This window comes from Pseudomonas moorei (genome assembly GCF_008801475.1).
Taxonomy (GTDB): domain Bacteria; phylum Pseudomonadota; class Gammaproteobacteria; order Pseudomonadales; family Pseudomonadaceae; genus Aquipseudomonas; species Aquipseudomonas moorei.
This window is the reverse complement of the sequence record NZ_VZPP01000015.1, coordinates 96,978-115,774: the sequence shown is the minus strand read 5'-3', so window position 1 is coordinate 115,774 and position 18,797 is coordinate 96,978. Positions and strand designations below refer to the sequence as shown.

The following is an 18,797-nucleotide window of genomic DNA, read 5'->3' as shown; positions in this document are numbered from 1 at the left end:
AAGGGTGATTGACAGCCATTCGTCACAGGCTTACGTTAACGTAAAGGTGAGAGCTGAATCACGGCCCTCCCCACCCGACAAAAAAGCCAAAAGGTGACCCATGAGCTACCCATCCCTGAATTTTGCCCTCGGTGAAACCATCGACATGCTGCGCGATCAGGTTCAGTCCTTCGTCGCCAAAGAGATCGCCCCGCGCGCCGCTCAGATCGACATCGACAACCTGTTCCCCGCCGACCTGTGGCGCAAATTCGGCGACATGGGCCTGCTGGGCATCACGGTGCCGGAAGAGTACGGCGGCGCAGGCCTGGGTTACCTGGCCCACGTGGTGGCCATGGAAGAAATCAGCCGTGGTTCGGCTTCGGTTGCACTGTCCTATGGCGCGCACTCCAACCTCTGCGTCAATCAGATCAACCGCAATGGCAACCACGAGCAGAAATCCAAATACCTGCCGAAACTGATCAGCGGCGAGCACATCGGCGCCCTGGCCATGAGCGAACCGAACGCCGGCTCCGACGTGGTTTCGATGAAGCTGCGCGCCGACAAGCGTGGCGATCACTACGTGCTCAATGGCAGCAAGACCTGGATCACCAACGGTCCGGACGCCAACACCTACGTGATCTACGCCAAGACCGACCTGGAAAAGGGCCCCCACGGCATTACCGCCTTCATTGTCGAGCGCGACTGGAAAGGCTTCAGCCGCAGCAACAAATTCGACAAGCTCGGCATGCGCGGTTCGAACACCTGCGAACTGTTTTTCGATGACGTCGAAGTGCCGGAAGAAAACATCCTCGGCGTGCTCAACGGCGGCGTGAAAGTGCTGATGAGCGGCCTCGACTACGAGCGCGTCGTGCTCTCGGGTGGCCCGACCGGGATCATGCAGGCCTGCATGGACCTGATCGTGCCGTACATCCACGACCGCAAGCAGTTCGGCCAAAGCATCGGCGAATTCCAGTTGATCCAGGGCAAAGTCGCCGACATGTACACCCAACTCAACGCCAGCCGCGCCTACCTGTACGCCGTGGCCCAGGCTTGCGAGCGCGGCGAAACCACGCGCAAGGACGCTGCTGGCGTGATCCTCTACAGCGCCGAGCGCGCCACGCAAATGGCCCTCGATGCGATCCAGATCCTCGGCGGCAACGGCTACATCAACGAATTCCCGGCCGGTCGTCTGCTGCGTGACGCCAAGCTGTACGAAATCGGCGCCGGCACCAGTGAGATCCGTCGCATGCTCATCGGCCGCGAACTGTTCAACGAAACCCGCTAAACGGAGTTGTCCATGGCTATCCTGCATACCCAGCTCAACCCCCGTTCGGCGGAATTCGCCGCCAATAGCGCGGCGATGCTCAAACAGGTCGACGCCCTGCACACCCTGCTCGCCCAAGTGGCGCAAGGTGGCGGCCCGAAAGCGCAAGAACGCCACACCTCGCGGGGCAAACTGCTGCCCCGTGAGCGCATCAACCGACTGCTCGATCCGGGCTCGCCGTTTCTCGAAATCAGCCAATTGGCCGCCTACGAGGTCTATGGCGAAGACGTTCCCGCCGCCGGGGTGATCGCCGGGATCGGTCGCGTAGAAGGCGTCGAATGCATGATCGTCGCCAACGATGCCACGGTGAAAGGTGGCTCGTACTACCCGCTGACCGTGAAAAAGCACCTGCGCGCCCAGACCATCGCCCAGCAGAATCGCTTGCCGTGCATCTACCTGGTGGACTCCGGCGGCGCCAACCTGCCGCGTCAGGATGAAGTCTTCCCGGATCGCGAGCACTTCGGACGGATCTTCTTCAACCAGGCCAACATGAGCGCCATGGGCATTCCACAGATTGCCGTGGTCATGGGTTCCTGCACCGCAGGCGGCGCGTACGTGCCGGCGATGGCTGATGAAGCGATCATGGTCCGTGAGCAAGCGACGATCTTCCTCGCCGGCCCACCGCTGGTGAAAGCCGCGACCGGTGAAGTGGTCAGCGCCGAAGACCTGGGCGGGGCCGATGTGCACTGCAAGATTTCCGGGGTCGCCGACCATTACGCCGAAAGCGACGAACACGCCCTGGCCCTGGCCCGCCGCAGCATCGCCAACCTCAACTGGCGCAAACAAGGCGAGGTTCAGCAACGCACACCCATCGCCCCGCTCTACAGCAGCGACGAGTTGTACGGCGTGGTCTCGGCCGATGCCAAGCAACCGTTCGACGTGCGCGAAGTGATTGCCCGTTTGGTGGACGGTTCGGTGTTCGACGAATTCAAGGCGCTGTTCGGGACCACACTGGTGTGCGGTTTCGCCCACCTGCACGGTTACCCGATCGCGATCCTCGCCAACAACGGCATCCTCTTCGCCGAAGCCGCGCAAAAAGGTGCGCACTTCATCGAGCTGGCGTGCCAGCGCGGCATCCCGTTGTTGTTCCTGCAAAACATCACCGGCTTCATGGTCGGGCAGAAATACGAAGCCGGCGGTATCGCCAAGCACGGCGCAAAACTGGTGACCGCCGTGGCGTGCGCCAAAGTGCCGAAATTCACGGTGATCATCGGCGGCAGCTTCGGTGCCGGTAACTACGGGATGTGCGGTCGGGCCTATGATCCGCGCTTCCTGTGGATGTGGCCGAATGCGCGCATCGGCGTGATGGGTGCCGAGCAGGCGGCTGGTGTTCTGGTGCAGGTCAAGCGTGAACAAGCCGAGCGCAGTGGCCAGGGTTTCAGCGCCGAGCAGGAAGCCGAGATCAAGCAACCGATCCTCGACCAGTACGAAGAACAGGGCCACCCCTATTATTCCAGCGCACGGCTGTGGGACGACGGCGTCATCGACCCGGCGCAGACCCGCGATGTCCTGGGCCTGGCCTTGTCCGCGTCATTGAACGCGCCAATCGAACCGAGCCGCTTCGGCGTGTTCCGGATGTAATCCGATCCTGTAGGAGCGAGCTGGCTCGCGATGGACGTTAACGATAACGCGTGCTTTCTGGATAAACGCGCTGCCCTTTAGTCCATCGCGAGCGGGCTCGCTCCTACAAGTGCCGTGGAGAATAAAAAATGAGCGACTTCACCACCCTCGAATTGCTGACCGACCCTCGGGGTTTCGCCACCCTGTGGCTCAGCCGCGAAGAAAAGAACAACGCCTTCAACGCGCAGATGATCCGCGAATTGATCCTGGCGCTGGACAAGGTTTCGAGCGATGCCAGCCTGCGTTTTCTGCTGGTGCGTGGCCGCGGCAAACATTTCAGCGCCGGTGCCGACCTGGCCTGGATGCAGCAATCGGCCGAACTCGATTACCACACCAACCTCGACGACGCCCGGGAACTGGCGGAGTTGATGTACAACCTCGCCAAACTGAAAGTGCCGACCCTGGCGGTGGTGCAAGGCGCGGCCTTTGGTGGCGCCCTGGGCCTAATCAGTTGCTGCGACATGGCCATCGGTGCCGATGACGCGCAATTCTGCCTGTCAGAAGTCCGCATTGGCCTGGCACCGGCAGTGATCAGCCCGTTCGTGGTGCAAGCCATCGGCGAACGTGCCACCCGACGTTATGCCCTGACCGCTGAACGCTTCGGCGGGCAACGGGCGCGGGAACTCGGTTTGTTGTCGGAGAGCTATCCGTTGGCCGAGTTGGAGCAAAAGGTCGAACAGTGGATCGACAACCTGTTGCTCAACAGCCCCGCCGCCATGCGTGCCAGCAAGGATCTGTTGCGTGAAGTCGGCGACGGCTCGCTGAACCCGGCGCTGCGCCGCTACACCGAGAACGCCATCGCCCGCATCCGCGTCAGCCCTGAAGGCCAGGAAGGCCTGCGCGCCTTTCTGCAAAAACGTCCGCCGAGCTGGCAGGCCGAAACCACCACCAAGGAGCCCCGTTGATGAGCGCACCTGTTATCACCTCTGTGCTGGTGGCCAACCGTGGCGAAATCGCTTGCCGGGTCATGCGCACCGCCAAGGCCCTGGGCCTGACTACCGTGGCCGTACACAGCGCCATTGACCGTGACGCCCGCCACAGCCGCGAAGCCGATATTCGAGTCGACCTCGGTGGCAGCAAAGCCGCCGACAGCTACCTGCAAATCGACAAACTGATCGCCGCCGCCAAGGCCAGCGGCGCCCAGGCCATCCACCCCGGTTATGGCTTTCTGTCGGAAAATGCCGGGTTCGCCCGCGCGATCGAAGCGGCTGGCCTGATTTTCCTCGGCCCGCCGGCGTCGGCCATCGACGCCATGGGCAGCAAGTCCGCCGCCAAAGCTCTGATGGAAACCGCTGGCGTGCCACTGGTGCCGGGTTATCACGGTGAAGCTCAGGACTTCGAGACCTTCCGCGCGGCCTGTGAACGCATCGGTTACCCGGTGCTGCTCAAAGCCACGGCCGGTGGTGGCGGCAAGGGCATGAAAGTGGTCGAGGACGTCAGCCAACTGGCCGAAGCCCTGGCCTCGGCCCAGCGTGAAGCGCAATCGTCGTTCGGCGATTCGCGGATGCTGGTGGAGAAATACCTGCTCAAACCGCGCCACGTGGAAATCCAGGTGTTCGCCGATCAACACGGCAACTGCCTGTACCTCAACGAACGTGACTGCTCGATTCAGCGTCGGCACCAGAAAGTCGTCGAAGAAGCGCCCGCACCAGGCCTGAGCCCGGAACTGCGGCGTGCCATGGGCGAAGCGGCCGTGCGTTCGGCCCAGGCCATCGGTTATGTCGGCGCCGGCACCGTGGAGTTTCTGCTGGATGCGCGCGGCGAGTTCTTCTTCATGGAGATGAACACGCGCCTGCAAGTCGAACACCCGGTCACCGAAGCCATCACCGGCCTGGACCTGGTGGCCTGGCAGATTCGCGTCGCACGCGGTGAAGCACTGCCCATGACCCAGGATCAGGTTCCACTGATCGGCCACGCCATTGAAGTGCGGCTGTATGCCGAAGACCCGGGCAATGATTTCCTGCCGGCGACCGGACGCCTGGAGTTGTATCGCGAATCGGCCGAGGGGCCGGGGCGTCGTGTCGACAGTGGCGTTGAGGAAGGCGATGAGGTTTCGCCCTTCTACGACCCGATGCTCGGCAAGTTGATTGCCTGGGGCGAGGACCGTGAACAGGCGCGTTTGCGCCTGCTGAGCATGCTCGATGAGTTCGCCATTGGCGGACTCAAGACCAACATCAACTTCCTGCGTCGAATCATTGCCCACCCGGCGTTTGCCGCGGCGGAACTGGATACCGGGTTCATTCCGCGTTACCAGGAACAACTGCTGCCGGCGCCTGCCGCGCTCAGCGATGCCTTCTGGCAAGCCGCCGCCCAGGCTTTGGCCCAGAGCCAGCCCCGTTCACCGCGCCTCGATGACCCGAGTTCGCCTTGGGCCAACAGCAACGGCTTCCGTGCCGGATTGCCAACGGAAATCACCCTGCACTTGAGTTGCGAAGGCCAGGACCGCGCGCTGACGCTGGGCGACATCAACGCCCAGGGCGCGCGACTCAAGGGCGAGCAGTTGCTCACCGAGCACGACGGCGTGCGACGCCAGCATCGGGCCATCCGCCGTGGTGACCTGGTCTATCTGCAATGGGATGGCGAGTTGCGCCGCATCGAAGCCTATGACCCGATCAGCGCCGTCGAAGCCAGTCACAGTCATCAGGGCGGGCTGACAGCCCCCATGAACGGCAGCATCGTGCGAGTGCTGGTAGAGGCTGGGCAAACGGTCGAAGCCGGGGCGCAACTGGTGGTGCTCGAAGCGATGAAGATGGAGCACAGCATTCGTGCGCCACACGCCGGGGTCATCAAGGCGTTGTATTGCCAGGAAGGCGAGATGGTCAGCGAAGGCAGTGCGCTGGTCGAACTGGAAGAGGCGTGAAATGACGATCGGTCCTGCGCCTTGCGAGGACCGATCCGATCAGAACCTGGCTGTCGCCTGAACCACTACGCCGATGATTCGGCAGTCGTCGGTGTAGAGGGCTTTGGGGTACGTCGGATTGAGCGGGACCAGGTAACGCTGCCCGCCCTCTTCGATCAGCTTGCGAAAGATCGCCTCGGTGCTGTCGGGCCATTGCGCGATCACCAGTTTGCCCGGCTGCGCTGCCACGTCCGGGTCCACCAGAATCAACATGCCTTCGCCAATGCTCAGGCCACTGGGAGCGGTCATCGCGTCACCAGTCACCGTCAACCAGAATGCCGTGCCTTGGGCGTGATAGTCGGACAGTTCGAAACGATACTGCGTCCGTTCTCCATCGCGCACCTCAGCGGCTGCCTTCCAGTCACGGACCGGGTAACGAAAGTACGGATTGTACTTTTGCGTCAGGCAGACCTCTTCATCCTCAGCGTCCGCAGGCTCGCGGATCACCAGCGCGACTTCGAGAAAGTCCATGCCGAGTGCCTTCAACACCCGGTTCATGTTCTCGACACCCGGCTCGCGACGTTTATTCAGCCAATGGCCAATGCCGCCCTGGGACATTCCGAGGCGTTCAGCGAGTATTTCCTGAGTGACTTTGAGTTCACTCATCTTGGCCTTGACCAATTCGATCCATTTATCCATGGGCGGCACGATACTGGGCCAGCTCCGGCCATCAAAACACAAATTGTAGTATTAAACTCATGGTCACAAATACAAATCGTATTAGGATGAATTCACGGATCAGAATCTATAACGGAGTTTGCCATCACCATGACCCAACCTGCCCACGAACTGCCGGACATGCAAATCGACACCTCCCTCACCTCGCCCCAAGGCTCCGCCGCCGCACAACGGGCGCTGGACTACTACTTGAAGCCAACGGTCACGGAGACTGAGGTCGAGGAGCGTTTCTTTGATGTGAACCGCAACATCACCAGTGAAGAAGCATTGATTCATGCCTCGGATCTGTTGCGCTGCGCCGCAGCCATTGCCTACGAGTCAGCCAATCATTTGCAGGGCGCAAGTCGGGACCTGGCGTTTTCGGCGGTGCACATGATCGATATGGCCAAGGCCATGGTCGCCCGATCCCTGGAAGGGCATCAGAAAGCATAAAGAGAAGGCGCAGGCAGTGGTTCGGAATGAATTTTCCAATTGACTGGATAAAAGCGCTTGACTTGCAAACGAGAATGATTATTATTGCAGCGATCTGATCGCGAGATCAGTCGATGGATCAAGGGACCTCAGGTCGGACTTTTGGTCTATCTCCTCATCAGGCTAATCACGGTTTTTGACCCGGCTTTTTGCCGGGTCTTTTTTTGCCTGCATTCTGGTTTATGGCGTCAGGCTAATGAAGCCTTCAAGTGCCGCAAACACTCAGTGGCGCGGACCATTTCAAAAGAATACCCGTTGGCATGGGCAGCCCGAGATCATTGGGCGAACCGCCGAGAAAATAGCACTTGAGAATCAATTCCACAGTCTCTAAGCTGCGACAGCGTCAAGGAGGACGCCCCCCCGTTTTGCATCATGTTCCTGCCCCATCGTTCCCCTTCTCGGCGATGACCTGTCTTGCGATCAAAATCAGGCTGATGCCAAATTGCAGCGCCCTCTCCCTCCAGGCCTGACCTCAATACACCGCGATAGGCGAATCTACCCAGCCACTGCCAGTGCGGTGCATCGCATAAAAATACCCATCCCTTCTCTAACCCGATGGCCTCAAAACAGTGCTGGTGGTAACACGGATGATCGCTACGCTGTGTAGTAGCGCTTCGCGGCAAAGGTGAGCGGTCATTCAGAACGTCAGCAGCGCGGGTGAACCGATTCTTCTGCACTCCTAACCCCCTTTGCTTGCGTGTAAAGTAGCCGCCATAAAATCTCAAACAGGAACCCTACCGTGGCTAAATCCTCTCTCGACATCAGTGCCAACTTCGACAGCGGCAATATCGAGGTGATCGATGTCAGCGACCCGCTCAAGCCGCTGCTGGCCATCCGCTCCGACACCAAAAGCAAGCATTTCCAATGGTTCCACTTCAAAGCCAGTGGCCTGCACGTCGGTCAGGAGCACTGGTTTCGCCTGAACAATGCCAGTAAGTCTTCGTACAACAAGGCGTGGGACGGTTATCAGGCGGTGGCTTCCTACGATCATGTGAACTGGTTTCGTGTACCGACCATCTTCGAGGGCGACTGCCTGCGTTTCTGCCTTGAAGCGACCCAGACCCACGCCTGGTTCGCCTACTTCGAACCCTACAGCCGCGGCCGTCACGACTGGTTGATCGAGCAGGCGCTAACCAAGGCGGGCACCGAACTGCTGGCCACCGGCAAAAGCGTCGAAGGTCGGGACATTCAGCTGCTGCGCAAAGGCTCGGGCGCCGAAGGCCAGCGCAAGGTGTGGATGATCGCTCAGCAACATCCGGGCGAACACATGGCCGAATGGTTCATGGAAGGCGTGATCGAACGCCTGGAAAAACACGACGACCCGGTACTGAACAAACTGCTGGCCAGCGCCGATCTGTACCTGGTGCCAAACATGAACCCGGACGGCGCCTTCCACGGTCACCTGCGCACCAACGCCATGGGCCAGGACCTGAACCGCGCCTGGCAGAGTGCCAGTCCGGAAATCAGCCCGGAAGTGTTTTTCGTACAGCAACAGATGGAAAAGTACGGCGTCGACCTGTTCCTCGACATCCATGGCGATGAGGAAATCCCTTACGTGTTCACCGCCGGTTGCGAAGGCAACCCGGGGTACACGCCGCGAATCGAAAAACTGGAAGAGCACTTCCGCTCCCACCTGAAGCACCTGACCAAGGACTTCCAGACCAAGCACGGCTACACCCGCGATGAACCGGGCAAGGCCAACATGACGCTAGCGTGTAACAGCGTGGGTGAGAAATTCGATTGCCTGTCGCTGACCCTGGAAATGCCGTTCAAGGATAATAATGATCATCCAGACCCGTTGACCGGCTGGTCGGGCAAGCGGTCGAAGCAGTTGGGCAAGGATGTGTTGACCACGGTGGCGGAGATGGTTGATACGCTGCGCTGATTGCTCTTTCAGATCAAAAAATCGCAGCCTGCGGCGACGCCCCAGGCTGCGATCTTTTTTCAGGTTACGACTAACCGCGATCCTTCCCTCGCAACATACTGTCCAGCACACCATCCCGACGCACCCAGGCGTGAAACAACGCCGCCGCCAAATGCAGCAGCACCGTCAAGAACAGCAGATACGCCAGATACCCATGTGCCTTGCGCAGGAACGCAAACACCTGCGCATTCGCCGGCAGAATCGACGGCAACTGCAGCGAATGGCTAAGCATCACCGGTTCGCCCGAAGCCGAAATCATCGCCCACCCCAGCAGCGGCAAAATCAGCATCAAGGCGTAAAGCAGCACGTGGGAGGCCTTGGCCGCCAGCGCTTGCCAACCCGGCAGGTCCGCCGGTAGCGGTGGCTGTTGCGTGGAAAACCGCACCGCCAGACGCACGACCACCAGCAGCAGAATGGCGACGCCCAAAGGTTTGTGCAGGTGAATCAGCCACTCATGGCGTTCGGACACCGACGCGACCATACCCGCGCCGATGAACAACATGGCGATGATCATCAGCGCCATCAGCCAATGCAGCAGTCGCGCCAGGGGAGCGAAATGGTTCGGTTGGGCGCTCATTGCCTGGCCTCCTGTTTAGCGGCGGGTAACTGGCTGACTTCGCTGGTGCGGCGCAGGTAGGAATTGGCGTAACCGGCCGAACGTGCGGCGAGCAACGGGTCGTCGGAAGCTTCGATCCCGGCCGGCAATACCAACGGGTCGTAGTTGATGTCACGGCACTCGCCACTGAGTTGCGGCTGGGTGCTTTCAAGGACCAGGGTGCCGGCGTTCAATACTTTGCGCCCGTCAGGCCAGGCCTTGCTCGCATCGTTGACCGGATCGCCAGGGTTGGCCAGGGTGATGTTCAACTGCCAACGCAAAGGCCCTGCGGCGATACGCTGAACCAGGTCTTTTTCCAGATAGTCGCTGCCTTCCGGGGTCGTGGCGCCGGGTGCGCCCTGGGCCACTGGCACCATGCTCCAGCGCACCGCCTGCCGTTGTCCGGCGGCGTTCACCAGGTAAAACGCATTGACGCTGTTGTAGGTTTCCGTCACGTAGCTGGCCGACGGCTTGGCGGTCTTGATCCAGGCCAGGAACGGTGCGGCTTCAGGGTGCGAGCCGAAGAACGCGGGCACCGCTGCCGGGTTCGGCTTGCCAGTGGCCGGGTCTGGCGATTGGGCTTGTTGCAATTGATAGAACGCCTCGGGGGTGCCTACCGGGAACACCGGCATGCTGTTCATCCCGGTGCGCCATTGCTGGCCGTTGGCCTGGGTGAAGCGCAACGCCAGGCTGCGAATCGGTACGGCACTGTCCGGCGCATAAGGATTACCCGCCGGCAAAGCGAAACGCCCGACCACCGGGGTCCGCGCTTCATTGAACACCTGTGCAGAGGAGTAACTGCGCGCTTCGCCGCTGCTCTCGAAATGGCCGATCACACACACGCCTTTGGAGTGATTGCGTCGGAACCCGGGGTGCACGCCGTTGTTGGTTTCCAGGACGTTGATCAGCTTTTTCGGCGTCAAGCGTTGTGGGTCAAGGGTACCGTTGACGTAGGCAAAAGCCCCGGCTGCGGCAGCGACGACTACCGCAATGCCCGCCAGGCGCATCATCAGGCTCGCGGTACTCAGGGGTGGCCGGGTGGGCGGTGTTGATCGATCTACCATGAAGGTCTCCAGGGCCATCGGCCACAAGTGAGAAGAACCAGACAGACGAACCCCCTGAGGGTTTATTCCATCGCTCGGTATTTATTTTTTCCGGCGTGGAATAACCTCGATTGCCGTGCGTCTTCCTGGACACTCACCACAGCGTAGTGACTGGTCAGAACTTCATGAATGAGATCGACGAACAATTGCGGGAAATTATTCCCAGGCTGCGCCGCTTCGCCGTATCGCTGACGCGAAATCCCAGCAGTGCCGACGATCTGGTGCAGTCGTGCCTGGAGCGGGCACTGTCGGCCTGGGGCGACAAACGGCCCGACGGCGACCTGCGTGCCTGGCTGTTTTCGATTCTCTATCGGCAGTTCCTCGACGCGCACCGGCGCTCCCGACGCTATGCGCGAATGCTCGAGTTCTTCACCGGGCGCGACGATGCACAGCCCTCGGCAGAACGCACGGTGATCGCCCAATCGACCCTCAACGCCTTCGACCAACTGCCCACCGAACAGCGCGCGCTGCTGCTTTGGGTCTCGGTGGAAGGCCTGAGTTACAAAGAGGTCGCCGAGATCCTCGACGTCCCCACCGGCACGGTGATGTCCCGCCTGTCCCGCGCCCGCCAGGCCTTGCGCCAACTCAGCGATGGTGAAATCAACCGCCCTTCCCTGCGGAGACTCAAATGATCAGCATGCCTCCCAGCGAGCGTGATCTGCACGCGTATGTCGACCACCAACTCAGCGATGACGACCGACGCCTGGTGGAAACCTTTCTCGCCAACAATGCGCAGATAGCCGAGCAAGTGCGCGCCTGGCAAAAAGACGCCCAGCAACTGCGCGCGGCCCTGAGCGGCGTCTTGCAGCAACCGGCCAACCCGGACCTCGATCCGGTGATGATTCGTCAACGCCTGAAACGCCAGTCCCGTCGCCACCTGGCCAGCGCCGCCATGTTGCTGATTGCCGTCAGCATCGGCGGGTTCAGCGGCTGGCAGGCGCGGGAGATGACGCTCGCCAGCCCCCCGCTGCCCATGACCGATGCCCTGCAGGCCTACCGACTGTTTGCCCAGCAAGGCATCTTGCCGGCCGACTACAAGGTCAGCACCGACGGCGACATGCAAGGCTGGCTCGACCGCTACTTCACCCAGGCCAATCGCCTGCCCGACCTCTCCGGCGCCGGGTTCAAACCGGTCAGCGGGCGCTTGCTCAGCACCGAGCAAGGGCCAGCGGCGATGGTGGTTTATGAGGATCAGGGCGGGCACAAAATCAGCTTCTACGTGCGCCCGCCGGGGCCGAAAAATTTCCTGCTGCCGAGGGGCAGTCGAAGCGATGGTGGCCTGCAGGCCGAGTACTGGTCGGGGGGCGGCTACAACTATGCAATGGTCAGCCCGGCGGATACGCCGGCGGCGCAGATGCTCAAGCAAACCACTCAATTCTGATCACAGCATCAATCCCGTAGGAGCTGGCTTGCCAGCGAAGGCGGTCTTCCCGTCGACGGCAATGTTGCCTGACCCACCGCTTTCGCCGGCCAGCTTCTACGGGGTTTCGCGTACATCTTCTTTTTCAGCTTTGCCCAAACACCTGGGATGGCCGGCGTAGCAACGGGTCGAACGGGTTGATGCGTGGTCCGATCAGCGCCGCTTCGCGCTTGAGCATTTCCACCACGGTCGGCAAGCGATCCGGCCCCAGACGGTCACTCACGGTCGCCACACTCAAGGCGGCCACTGCCCGCCCTTCCCGGTCGAGAATCGGCACAGCCACACCGGCCATACCCTGCAAGACTCCGGTGTTACGCCCGGCATAGCCGAGGGTGCGCACGTTTTCGACCTCCGAGCGCAGGAATACTTCGTCATACAGATGAAAATCCTTGAGCCGTGGCAAGTTGTAGTGGATCACCGTTTCCCGCTCCTCTTCCGGCAGGAACGCGAGAATCGCCAGGCTGCCCTGACCCACACCCAGTGCCACCCTGCCGCCGATATCGCCGGTGAAGGTACGGATCGGAAACGGACCTTCGCTGCGATCCAGGCAGATCGCATCAAAACCACTTCGCGCCAACAAAAACAGCGAGTCACCCAACGACGCCGATAGCCTGAGCAATGCCGGGCGTACCAGCTCGCGCAAATTGCCGCTGTTGCCCGCACGTGCCGCCAAGGCAAAAAAATCCAGGCTCAGTCGATAGCGCTTGCTGCGCGCATCCTGCTCGACCATACCTTCGTCCATCAGGCTGCGCAGCAGGCGGTGGGTGGTCGGTTGCGACAACCCTATGCGCTGCGCCAGTTGTGTCACCCGCTCCCCGCCCTCGACCGTATCGCCCAGTGTCCGCAGCACCGCAAACAATCTGGAGACGGCACCGACACCGACTTCATTTTTATTTTCATTCCGATCAGTGGAATCAGTCATGAGTATTCTCGATGATTTATTTGCTCACTGAATGAAACTGAAAATAGTCATCGCTTCAGTGAAATAGGCCATTGAGCCCATCCTAGTCTTCGTCCTACTCTGCGTCCATACAGGGGCGATTCGAACAACAGCGGCAGCCGACTCAAGTCGAGCACCCACGCACCCCGGCAACATTTTTTCGTATCTGCCCATACAAAAAAGCGCGACCTCAGGCCGCGCATAACAATCTCAGGTGGAGGCGCAGTGATGGCTTTTGTGCAACTTGAAGGACTTGGCAAACGCTACGGCGAGATCGATGCCGTGGTCGCCACCAACCTCTCGATCGAGAAAGGTGAATTCGTTTCTTTGCTCGGCCCCTCCGGGTGCGGCAAAACCACCACCCTGCAAATGATCGCCGGCTTCGTGGAAGTCACCAGCGGACGCATCCTCCTGGATGGCCGCGACATCACCCACGCCAAACCCGCCAGCCGGGGTCTGGGGGTCGTGTTCCAAAGCTACGCGCTGTTCCCGCACATGACCGTCAAAGACAACGTCGCCTTCGGCCTGCGCATGCGCAAAGTGCCGAATGCCGAGATCGGGCAACGGGTCGACCGCGTGCTGAAACTGGTGCGCCTGCACCAGCATGCCGAACGTTACCCGCGCGAGCTTTCCGGTGGCCAGCGTCAGCGAGTCGCACTGGCCCGGGCATTGGTGATCCAACCGCCGGTGCTGCTGCTGGACGAACCGCTGTCCAATCTCGACGCCAACCTGCGCGAAGAGATGCAATTCGAAATCCGTCGCATCCAGCGTGAAGTCGGGATTACCACGCTGATGGTCACCCACGATCAGTCCGAAGCGCTGTCGATCAGCGACCGGGTGGTGGTGATGCAGGCCGGACGCATCACCCAGATCGACGCGCCCTACACCCTTTACGAACACCCGCGCACCGAGTTCATTTCCGGGTTCGTCGGCAAGGCCAATCTGTTGCCGGGTGAACGCGACGGTAGCGGCGTGGTTCAAGTATGCGGCCATGGCAAAGGTGATCTGACCTTGAGCCTGCGCCCGGAAAAAATCGATCTGCGTGATGCCGGCCTGGGTCGCCTGCAAGGAAAAATCGTCAGCCGCTTCTTTCTCGGCAGCCAATGGCTTTACGGCGTTTCGACAACCCTGGGCGAACTCTGCGTGGTGCGTCGCAATGACGGCTCGGCACCGTTGAGCGAAGGGACGGCGGTTGGCGTGGATTGGGATGCGGCGCTGCTGCGGGTGCTGAGTGTCGACGAGGTGCCGGCATGAGCACCCTCGCCTCCATCCGTTCGGGACGCCAGGGCTACTGGCTGTCGGCACCGGCCCTGGCCTTGTACCTCGGGTTGCTGATTATCCCGCTGGCCCTGACCCTGGTGCTGTCATTCAACGTCTTCGACTACAGCGCGGGGATCAAGGGCAACGCCTACACCATCGAGCATTACATCAGCCTGATGGGGGACCCGTACTACTACGAAATCTTCCTGCGGACCCTGTGGATCAGCACGCTGACCACGCTGCTTTGCGTGCTGATCGGCGTACCCGAGGCCTACATACTGAGCCGCATGGGCACCCCGTGGCGCTCGATTTTCCTGATCCTGATCCTCACCCCGCTGCTGATTTCGGTGGTGGTGCGAGCCTTTGGCTGGAGCCTGCTGCTTGGCGCCGACGGCCTGGTCAACCAGACCCTGCAAGCCCTGGGTGGCTCGCCGATGAAGCTGCTGTATACGCCGTTCGCGGTGGTGATTGCGCTGGTCCACGTAATGCTGCCGTTCATGATCATTCCGGTCTGGACGTCGTTGCAGAAGCTCGACCCGGCCGCCGAACAAGCGGCGCTCTCCCTGGGTGCCAGCCACTTCACGGTGATTCGCCAGGTGGTGCTTCCACAAGTCATGCCCGGCATTTTATCCGGCACCCTGATCGTGTTCGGCCTTGCCGCCAGCTCCTTCGCCATTCCGGGACTGCTCGGCGGGCGTCGGTTGAAGATGGTCGCCACGCTGATCTACGACCAGTACCTGTCGGAGCTCAATTGGCCCATGGGTGCGGCGATTGCCGTCGCCCTGTTACTGATCAACCTGCTGATCATGCTGTCGTGGAACCGCATGATCGAAGGCCGCTACAAGAAGTCATTGGGATAATTCGTCATGTCCAGGAACGGCCCATTTGCCCTGTTGTTTCATGCCCTGGTGGTGCTTTTCATGCTGGCACCGCTGGTGGTGGTGTGCCTCGTGGCGTTCACCCCGGAAAACACCCTGAGTCTTCCGACCACGGCGTTTTCCCTGCGCTGGTTCCGCGCCGTCTTCGAGCGCGCCGACTTTGTCGATGCGTTCTACAACAGCCTGATCCTGGCGTTCAGTGCGGCGACGCTGGCAACGCTCATTGCCGTGCCGGCCGCGCTGGCGATCACCCGTTTCGAATTCCCCGGCCGGGGATTTTTCAACGGGCTGTTTCTATCGCCGATCATCATTCCGCATCTGGTGCTGGGGGTGGCCTTGCTGCGCCTGTTTGCGCTGATGGGCGTCAATGGCAGCTTCGCCTGGCTGATCTTCGCCCACGTCCTGGTCATCACCCCGTACGTGCTGCGCCTGGTGCTGGCTTCGGCCATCGGCCTGGATCGCAGCGCCGAACATGCCGCTCAATCCCTCGGTGCCGGGCGCTTCACCCTGTTTCGGCAAATCACCTTGCCGATGATCCTGCCGGGAGTGGCCGGTGGCTGGCTGTTGGCGTTCATCAACAGTTTCGACGAAGTCACCCTGTCGATTTTTGTCACCTCGCCGGCCACACAAACCCTTCCGGTACGCATGTACGTCTACGCCACCGAATCCATCGATCCGATGATGGCGGCGGTGTCGGCACTGGTGATCGCACTGACGGCGGTGACCATGATTCTGCTCGATCGGGTCTACGGCCTGGATCGGGTTCTGGTGGGCAAACAATGAGGGCGCCATGGCTCTGCTGAAACGACTGGCCGAAGGCGACCGCCCGGCCCTGGACTTTACCCTCGACGGCCAACCGGCCAGCGGCCTGCTGGGCGATACCGTGCTGACGGCGGTGCTCACCTGCAGCGAGCATTTGCGCGGCAGTGACTTCAGCGCCGAACCGCGCGCCGGTTTCTGCCTGATGGGTGCCTGCCAGGATTGCTGGGTACGCCTGGCCGATGGCCGCCGGGTGCGTGCCTGCTCGACCCTTCTCGAAGCCGGGCAGCAGATCAGCCGCGAGCCGGGGCGATCGATATGAATACCCTCACCCTCTGTAAACCCGCCAATCCCTGTGGGAGCGAGCTTGCTCGCGATGGCGGTCTGTCCGTCACCAAAGATGTTGCCTGTTCCGCCCTCATCGCGAGCAAGCTCGCTCCTACAGGGGCTTGCGTCAACACACCGCAACCGAGGTATGCATGAAGCCTGTGGTCATCATCGGTGCGGGCCCGGCGGGGATTCGTGCCGCGCAAACCCTGGTTGCCCACGGGATTCGCCCTGTGTTGCTGGACGAAGCCGCCCACGGCGGCGGGCAGATCTATCGTCGCCAACCGGCTAACTTCAAGCGCTCGCCGGTCAAGCTGTACGGTTTCGAAGCGCGCAAGGCCAGCGCGTTGCATCAGACCATCGACAGCCTGCGCGAACAGCTCGATTACCGCCCTGAAACGCTGGTGTGGAACGCCGAGGACGGCGCCCTCGATACCTTGCAGCAGGGCCGGGCTGCACGCCTTGAGTATTCGCGGGTGATCGGCGCGACCGGCGCCACTGACCGGATACTGCCGGTACCCGGCTGGACCCTGCCGGGCGTCTACAGCCTCGGCGCGGCACAAATTGCCTTGAAGTTTCAGGGCTGCGCCATCGGCGAACGTGTGGTGTTCGCCGGCAGCGGCCCGCTGCTGTACCTCGTGGCGTATCAGTACGCCAGGGCGGGCGCGAAGGTGATGGCGGTTCTGGACAGCTCGCCCTTCGGCGCCCAGGCCCGCGCTTTGCCCGGCCTGCTGTCGCAACCAGCCACCCTGGCCAAAGGCATCTATTACCGTGGCTGGCTGACGGCCCACGGCATCCCTGTGCATCAAGGCGCCAGCCTCACGGCGGTCAATGGCGAACAACGCGTGCAATCGGTGTCCTGGAGCAACGGCAAGGGCCAACAGCCGCTGGTCTGCGACGCCGTCGCCTTCGCCCATGGCCTGCGCAGTGAAACCCAGCTCGCCGACCTGCTCGGTTGTGAGTTTTCCTGGAGCCCGCTCAACCGCGCCTGGCTGCCGCAACGTGATAGCGCCGGCCGCAGCAGTGTCGCCCAGGTGTACCTGGCCGGTGACGGTGCCGGCATCATGGGCGCCGACGCCGCCGAAATGGCCGGTGAACGGGCGGCGCTGGCGCTGCTCGAAGACCAGGGCTACATGATCCCCGCGCAACGCCCCGCGCAACTGGAACAGGCCCTTGAACGCATCGGCGATTTTCGCCAGGGCCTGGAGCGCGCCTTTGCCTTTCCCGAAGACTGGGCCACTGGCGTCGCCGATCACCTGATCGTCTGTCGTTGCGAAGAGATTCGCGCCGGTGAAATACGCGCGGTCGTGCGCGAAGGCCACTGGGAGATCAATCGGGTCAAGGCCCACTGCCGGGTCGGAATGGGCCGCTGTCAGGGACGGATGTGTGGTACCGCAGCCGCGGAAATCATTGCCTGCGAAAGCCGGCGTGCAATTTCTGACATCGGTCGATTACGTGCCCAGGCACCGATTAAACCCCTGCCATTTGGCCTGGAGACAGAGGCATGATCGAAGTCGACGCGGTGATCATTGGCGGCGGCATCGTGGGTGCCTCGGCGGCGCTGTTCCTCGGCAAGGCCGGTCGGCGTGTGGCGCTGCTGGAACGGGACTTCTGCGGTTCGCATTCCAGCGGCGTGAACTACGGCGGGGTGCGTCGTCAGGGCCGTCCGCTGTCGCAATTGCCGCTGTCGCAGCGGGCCCACGAAATCTGGTCGCAACTGCCACAGTTGATTGGCATCGACGGCGAATATCAGCGCAGCGGTCACCTGAAACTGGCCCGCAGCCTCAATGACCTGCGAGCCCTGCAAGAATACGCCGACAGCAGTCAGGGCTTCGGCCTCGACCTGCAGGTGCTCGATCGCAACGCGTTGCGCGCTCGGTTCCCGTGGGTCGGCGAAGTGGCGGTGGGCGCTTCGTTTTGTCCGGATGACGGGCACGCCAACCCGCGTCTGGTTTCCCCGGCATTCGCCCGGGCCGCGCGGCTTCAGGGTGCGCAAGTGCATGAACAATGCGCGGTGACGGCGGTAGACCATGATGGTCAACGCTTTCGCGTGCGCACCCAAACCGGTCTGGAGCTGCGCGCGTCCTGGTTGTTGAACTGCGCCGGTGCCTGGGCCGGCAGCCTGGCCGCGCAATTCGGCGAGCCAGTGCCGATGCACTCAGGTCACCCGGCGATGCTGGTGACCGAGCCGTTGCCGTTGGTGATGGATGCCAGTACCGGCGTCGAGGGTGGCGGAATCTATGCCCGCCAGGTTGCGCGTGGCAATTGCGTGTTGGGCGGCGGCCAGGGTTTTGCCCTCGACGATGCCCGCGCGCGCCCCGGTCAAAGTGCCGTGCTGGACATTCTCCGCCAGGCCGTCGCGCTCTATCCGTTTCTGGAAGGTGCCCAGGCGATTCGCACCTGGAGCGGTACCGAAGGTTATTTGCCCGATCGCCAACCGGTGATCGGCCACAGTAGAACCCAACCCGGCCTGTTGCATGCGTTCGGCTTTGCCGGCGCCGGCTTTCAGATCGGCCCAGCCGTGGGCCAGGCACTCACCGAAATCATCTGCAGCGGCGCCTCCACGGCGTCGCTGGATGCGTTTTCCATCACCCGGTTTCACTCCATCTCCGTAGCTTGA

Annotated in this window: 18 protein-coding genes; 14 read left to right on the top strand and 4 right to left on the bottom strand. The window is 61.7% G+C overall.

Annotation, left to right across the window (positions count from 1 at the left end):
• Window positions 1-100: 100 nt before the first annotated feature.
• The 4 genes from F7R06_RS25660 to F7R06_RS25645 all read left to right on the top strand — a co-directional run bounded on the left by F7R06_RS25660 (window position 101) and on the right by F7R06_RS25645 (window position 5,783).
• Window positions 101-1,264, top strand: coding sequence for an isovaleryl-CoA dehydrogenase (locus F7R06_RS25660; RefSeq protein ID WP_008031893.1), 1,164 nt, complete (start codon window positions 101-103; stop codon window positions 1,262-1,264).
• 12 nt (window positions 1,265-1,276) lie between these two features.
• Window positions 1,277-2,884 (top strand): carboxyl transferase domain-containing protein, encoded by a 1,608-nt coding sequence (locus F7R06_RS25655; RefSeq protein ID WP_090323557.1) that lies wholly within the window; start codon window positions 1,277-1,279, stop codon window positions 2,882-2,884.
• Window positions 2,885-3,012: 128 nt separating this feature from the next.
• Entirely contained in the window at window positions 3,013-3,828 is an 816-nt protein-coding gene (locus tag F7R06_RS25650) for a gamma-carboxygeranoyl-CoA hydratase (RefSeq protein ID WP_090323559.1), read from the top strand.
• Window positions 3,828-5,783 (top strand): acetyl/propionyl/methylcrotonyl-CoA carboxylase subunit alpha, encoded by a 1,956-nt coding sequence (locus F7R06_RS25645; RefSeq protein ID WP_090323561.1) that lies wholly within the window; start codon window positions 3,828-3,830, stop codon window positions 5,781-5,783. Before F7R06_RS25650 ends, F7R06_RS25645 begins: the two co-directional genes overlap by 1 nt.
• A gap of 39 nt (window positions 5,784-5,822) precedes the next feature.
• Here F7R06_RS25645 and F7R06_RS25640 read toward each other — a convergent pair whose 3' ends face one another.
• Window positions 5,823-6,461: a LexA family protein gene (locus tag F7R06_RS25640; RefSeq protein ID WP_090323562.1), complete on the bottom strand. Its 639-nt coding sequence runs from the start codon at window positions 6,459-6,461 to the stop codon at window positions 5,823-5,825.
• 129 nt (window positions 6,462-6,590) lie between these two features.
• On the opposite strand from F7R06_RS25640, the gene F7R06_RS25635 reads away from it, so the two are divergent.
• Window positions 6,591-6,932 (top strand): DUF6124 family protein, encoded by a 342-nt coding sequence (locus F7R06_RS25635; protein ID WP_090323564.1) that lies wholly within the window; start codon window positions 6,591-6,593, stop codon window positions 6,930-6,932.
• 778 nt (window positions 6,933-7,710) lie between these two features.
• Complete coding sequence (locus F7R06_RS25630; protein ID WP_090323566.1) at window positions 7,711-8,856, top strand: M14 family metallopeptidase; 1,146 nt, start codon at window positions 7,711-7,713, stop codon at window positions 8,854-8,856.
• 70 nt (window positions 8,857-8,926) lie between these two features.
• Here the strand turns inward: F7R06_RS25630 and F7R06_RS25625 are convergent, their stop codons facing one another.
• Window positions 8,927-9,472, bottom strand: coding sequence for a cytochrome b (locus F7R06_RS25625; RefSeq protein WP_090323568.1), 546 nt, complete (start codon window positions 9,470-9,472; stop codon window positions 8,927-8,929).
• Entirely contained in the window at window positions 9,469-10,554 is a 1,086-nt protein-coding gene (locus F7R06_RS25620) for a catalase family peroxidase (protein ID WP_090323570.1), read from the bottom strand. The genes F7R06_RS25625 and F7R06_RS25620 overlap by 4 nt, the downstream gene beginning before the upstream one ends.
• A gap of 164 nt (window positions 10,555-10,718) precedes the next feature.
• Between F7R06_RS25620 and F7R06_RS25615 the strand changes: the two genes are divergently transcribed.
• Window positions 10,719-11,225: a sigma-70 family RNA polymerase sigma factor gene (locus F7R06_RS25615; RefSeq protein WP_090323571.1), complete on the top strand. Its 507-nt coding sequence runs from the start codon at window positions 10,719-10,721 to the stop codon at window positions 11,223-11,225.
• Window positions 11,222-11,974 (top strand): anti-sigma factor family protein, encoded by a 753-nt coding sequence (locus tag F7R06_RS25610; RefSeq protein WP_090323573.1) that lies wholly within the window; start codon window positions 11,222-11,224, stop codon window positions 11,972-11,974. Before F7R06_RS25615 ends, F7R06_RS25610 begins: the two co-directional genes overlap by 4 nt.
• A gap of 124 nt (window positions 11,975-12,098) precedes the next feature.
• Here F7R06_RS25610 and F7R06_RS25605 read toward each other — a convergent pair whose 3' ends face one another.
• On the bottom strand, window positions 12,099-12,935 hold the full coding sequence (locus F7R06_RS25605) for an IclR family transcriptional regulator (protein ID WP_090323575.1): 837 nt from the start codon (window positions 12,933-12,935) through the stop codon (window positions 12,099-12,101).
• 246 nt (window positions 12,936-13,181) lie between these two features.
• Here F7R06_RS25605 and F7R06_RS25600 point away from each other — a divergent pair, with 246 nt between their 5' ends.
• The 6 genes from F7R06_RS25600 (at window position 13,182) to F7R06_RS25575 (ending at window position 18,797) form a co-directional block, all read left to right on the top strand.
• Window positions 13,182-14,207 (top strand): ABC transporter ATP-binding protein, encoded by a 1,026-nt coding sequence (locus tag F7R06_RS25600; RefSeq protein WP_090323576.1) that lies wholly within the window; start codon window positions 13,182-13,184, stop codon window positions 14,205-14,207.
• Window positions 14,204-15,073: an ABC transporter permease gene (locus F7R06_RS25595; RefSeq protein WP_090323578.1), complete on the top strand. Its 870-nt coding sequence runs from the start codon at window positions 14,204-14,206 to the stop codon at window positions 15,071-15,073. The genes F7R06_RS25600 and F7R06_RS25595 overlap by 4 nt, the downstream gene beginning before the upstream one ends.
• A 6-nt stretch (window positions 15,074-15,079) precedes the next feature.
• A complete protein-coding gene (locus F7R06_RS25590; protein ID WP_090323579.1) occupies window positions 15,080-15,874 on the top strand; it encodes an ABC transporter permease in 795 nt (264 codons plus the stop codon).
• 7 nt (window positions 15,875-15,881) lie between these two features.
• Window positions 15,882-16,172, top strand: a complete 291-nt coding sequence (locus F7R06_RS25585) for a (2Fe-2S)-binding protein (RefSeq protein WP_090323580.1) — start codon at window positions 15,882-15,884, stop codon at window positions 16,170-16,172.
• Window positions 16,173-16,329: 157 nt separating this feature from the next.
• On the top strand, window positions 16,330-17,685 hold the full coding sequence (locus F7R06_RS25580) for an FAD/NAD(P)-dependent oxidoreductase (RefSeq protein ID WP_090323582.1): 1,356 nt from the start codon (window positions 16,330-16,332) through the stop codon (window positions 17,683-17,685).
• Complete coding sequence (locus F7R06_RS25575) at window positions 17,682-18,797, top strand: NAD(P)/FAD-dependent oxidoreductase (RefSeq protein ID WP_090323583.1); 1,116 nt, start codon at window positions 17,682-17,684, stop codon at window positions 18,795-18,797. Before F7R06_RS25580 ends, F7R06_RS25575 begins: the two co-directional genes overlap by 4 nt.